The following is a 3,368-nucleotide window of genomic DNA, read 5'->3' on the forward strand; positions in this document are numbered from 1 at the left end:
TGTCGCGCAACATCACGGTGGCCAAGGATACGGACGGTACGCTGGTGGATCTGACGGGCACGGCCGGTGCACGCACGCTGGACGGCGTGCAGGCGGGCGCGCTCAATGCGTCCAGCCTGCAGGCGGTGAACGGTTCGCAGCTGTATGCGACCAACCAGAACGTGGCGGGCAACACGACGGCCATCAGCAACCTGGATGGCCGGGTCACGAGCAACACCACGTCGATCACGTCGATCGACGGCCGCGTGACGCAGAACGCGGGCGATATCGTCAACCTGACGGACTCGCTGAACAACGGCACGCAAGGGCTGGTGCGCCAGGATGCCGTGTCGCGCAACATCACGGTTGCCAAGGATCTGGACGGCACGCTGGTGGATCTGACGGGCACGGCCGGTGCGCGCACCCTGGAAGGTGTGAAGGCGGGCACGCTCAATGCGTCCAGCCTGGAAGCGGTGAACGGTTCGCAGCTGTACGCGACCAACCAGAACGTGGCGGGCAATACCCTGGCCATCAGCAACCTGGACGGCCGGGTCACGAGCAACACCACGTCGATCACGGCGATCGACGGCCGGGTGACGCAGAACGAAGGCGACATCGTCAATCTGACGAACTCGCTGAACAGCGGTGACGCGGGGCTGGTGCGCCAGGACGCCGTGTCGCGCAATATCACGGTGGCGAAGGATCTGGACGGCACCCTGGTGGACCTGACGGGCACGGCCGGTGCGCGCACGCTGGCCGGCGTGAAGGCCGGTGCGCTCAATGCGTCCAGCCTGGAAGCGGTGAACGGTTCGCAGCTGTACGCAACCAACCAGAACGTGCTGGCGAACACGGAGGCGTTGAACACGCTGGACGGGCTGGTGGCGCAGAACACCACGAACCTGAACAACCTGACGGCCAGCATCAACATGGGCGCCATGGGCCTGGTCAAGCAGGATGAGGTCTCGCGCGTCCTGACCGTGGGCAAGGAGCAGGACGGCGGCCTGGTGGACTTCACCGGCACGGCGGGCGCTCGCCAGCTCGACGGCGTGGCCGACGGAGTTGTCGCGGCCGGCAGCCTGCAAGCGGTGAACGGCAGCCAGCTTCATGCGGTGAGCAGCTCGGTTGCGGGCGCGCTGGGCGGCGGATCGGTCGTCAACCTGGATGGTTCGATCTCGGCGCCGTCCTACAGCGTGGGAGGAACGGTCTACCACTCGGTAGGCGACGCGGTGACCGGGCTGGACAACCGGGTGACGCAGATGCAGACGAATTATGAGCGCGTGATGTCCGTGCAGAACAGCGCGGAACCCGAACTGGTCAAGCACAACGCTGCGACGGGCGCCATCACGGTTGCCGCTGAGCTGGGCGGCAATCTGGTGGACATGAACGGCACGGACGGCGCGCGCAAGGTGACGGGCCTGGCCGATGGCGTGATCTCGGCGGACAGCACGGATGCGGTGAACGGCAGCCAGATCTACGCGATGGCGCAGCAGGTGAATGGCATGAGCGCGGCCAGCGCCTACGTCAAGGTTGATGGCGCGGGCGACGGCAGCGATGCGGCCATGGTGGGCGAGGGCACCCGAAGCGTGGCGATCGGTTCGAACGCGTCGGCGACGGCGAGCAACAGCGTTGCGCTGGGCGCGGGCTCGGTTGCGGATCGTGCGAATACGGTGTCGATGGGCGCGCAAGGCGCTGAACGGCAGGTGACGAATGTGGCGGCGGGCACGCAGCAGACCGATGCGGTGAACGTCGGCCAGCTGGCGCCGGTAGTCGCGGGCCTGGGCGGCGGGGCCAGTGTGGATGCGGCCACCGGTGTGGTGACGGGCCCGTCGTATCAGGTTGATGGCCAGACGTACGGCAACGTAGGCGATGCGGTGAGTTCGCTGGATCGCAACATGCAAAGCAATCGCGATGGCCTGAGCCAGTTGGACAACCGTCTGTCGCAGACGAACCGCGCAGTGAACGATGTGGCGCGCAACGCCTACTCGGGTATTGCGGCGAGCACGGCGCTGACCATGATTCCGGATGTGGACCACGGCAAGAAGTTCGCGCTGGGCGCGGGCGTGGCGACGTATCGGGGATATCAGGCTGTGGCGGTGGGCGCATCGGCCCGTGTGAGTGACCGCATCAAGCTGAAGGCCGGCGTGGGCATGAGCGCGAGCGGTGCGACGGCAGGCGTGGGCGCTTCGCTGCAGTGGTAAGGCGCCGGGGCGGGAGCCGAATTCGTCCGGTGTTCCCGCCCCTGGCGGTTGCTGCATTGCGAGTCCGGGACGCGCGATTCAAGAGGCGCCGGGATTCGCGGCGATAGATGTGCCAAGAAACTAAAAAGTCGGACGGGTCAGATTTAAGAATCTTCTTATGTTCGGATGAGGGCGGGTTCTCTATATTCTGCCGCATCACAAATCGTACTGAACAGCACGTTGCACGAAAGTTTTCGGTTCAGACCGTTTTCGTGGTGATCGACGCTGCGTACTTGCGAGCTGATGTAAGAGGATCTATGAACCACATTTTTTCTCTCGTCTGGAATGCCGTCTCCCAAATGTGGGTTGCGGTCGCCGAAACCGCGCGTTCGCGCAGCAAACCTGGCCGTTCGCGCCGCGCTGCGCCAGCGGCCGCTATTGTTTTGGGCGGATTTGGCGCTTTGGCGTTTTCGCCAGTCTCGTGGGGGGCGGGCTCGGGCCTGCAGCTTTGCGATCCGACGCTCACGACGGGCAGTTCCGCAGGCTCGGGGGGTGTTTTCCAATCTCTGAATTGTGCCGCTACAGGGCTTACGTTCTCTTTGAACAATGCGGGGACTGACGGGGGCGCGGTGGGGTTCAATGCCGCGACGGCGCGCGTTTCGGGGTATGCCGACGGCTCGCTGGAGCTGAAGGCGATTAACGGCATCTCCATGCTGAACATCGTCGAGATGAACGGCAACAAGATCACGCAGCTGGCTCCTGGCGCGCTGTCAGTGGGCAGCCAGGATGCGGTCAATGGTTCGCAGCTGTATGCCACCAATCAGAATGTGGCGGGCAATACCACTGCCATCACCAGCCTGGACGGCCGGGTGACGGGCAATACGTCGTCGATCACGGCGATGGATGGCCGCGTGATCAAGAACACGGGCGACCTCGTCAATCTGACGAACGCACTGAACAACGGCACGCAGGGGCTGGTGCGCCAGGATGCCGGGTCGCGCAACATCACGGTGGCCAAGAGCCTGGACGGCACGCTGGTCGATTTGACGGGCACGGCCGGTGCGCGCACCTTGACCGGGCTGAGGGCGGGTGCGCTCAATGCGGGAAGCCAGGAAGCGGTGAACGGGTCGCAGTTGTTTGCGACCAACCAGACCATGGCGGGCAATTCGACGGCCATCGGCAGTCTGCAGGGTCTTGTGTCGAGCCAGGGGG

At 64.8% G+C, this 3,368-nt stretch carries 2 protein-coding genes; both read left to right on the plus strand.

Features of this window, described 5'->3' with window-relative positions:
• Window positions 1–2,177: YadA family autotransporter adhesin (locus KYC_RS27410; RefSeq protein ID WP_008168706.1), on the plus strand; the 2,177-nt coding region annotated here is incomplete at its 5' end.
• 296 nt (window positions 2,178–2,473) lie between these two features.
• The coding region (locus KYC_RS27415) for an ESPR-type extended signal peptide-containing protein (protein WP_274428677.1) at window positions 2,474–3,368 on the plus strand (895 nt) is incomplete at its 3' end.

This window comes from Achromobacter arsenitoxydans SY8, from assembly GCF_000236785.1.
In the GTDB taxonomy this organism is placed as follows: domain Bacteria; phylum Pseudomonadota; class Gammaproteobacteria; order Burkholderiales; family Burkholderiaceae_B; genus Achromobacter; species Achromobacter arsenitoxydans.